The following is a 423-nucleotide window of genomic DNA, read 5'->3' as shown; positions in this document are numbered from 1 at the left end:
ATCTATGCCGGCAACGCCATCCAGACGGTGCAGGCGACCGACGCCAAAAAAGTCATTACCGTGCGCACCGCCTCGTTCGCCTCGGCTTCGGAAGGTGGCCCGGCTGCCGTCGAGGCGATCCCGGCAGTGGCCAATCCCGGTCTTTCGACCTTCGTCAGGGACGCGCTGTCGACTTCCGATCGTCCGGAACTGACGTCCGCGAAGATCATCATCTCCGGTGGCCGCGCGCTTGGTTCGGCCGAAAAATTCCGCGAGGTCATCCTGCCGGTGGCCGACAAGCTCGGTGCGGCTGTCGGCGCTTCCCGCGCTGCCGTCGATGCCGGTTATGCGCCGAACGACTGGCAGGTGGGGCAGACCGGCAAGGTGGTCGCGCCGCAGCTCTATATCGCCTGCGGCATATCTGGGGCCATCCAGCATCTCGCC

General features: G+C 65.7%; 1 protein-coding gene. It reads left to right on the top strand.

Annotated elements, in window-relative coordinates; translation table 11 throughout:
- Positions 1-423: electron transfer flavoprotein subunit alpha/FixB family protein (locus PY649_RS35355; protein ID WP_285873631.1), on the top strand; the 423-nt coding region annotated here is incomplete at both ends.

The sequence above is a fragment of the Rhizobium mayense genome (assembly GCF_030272705.1).
GTDB lineage: Bacteria > Pseudomonadota > Alphaproteobacteria > Rhizobiales > Rhizobiaceae > Rhizobium > Rhizobium mayense.
Note: the sequence above shows the minus strand (reverse complement) of the source record. Positions and strands in the feature narration are given on the sequence as shown.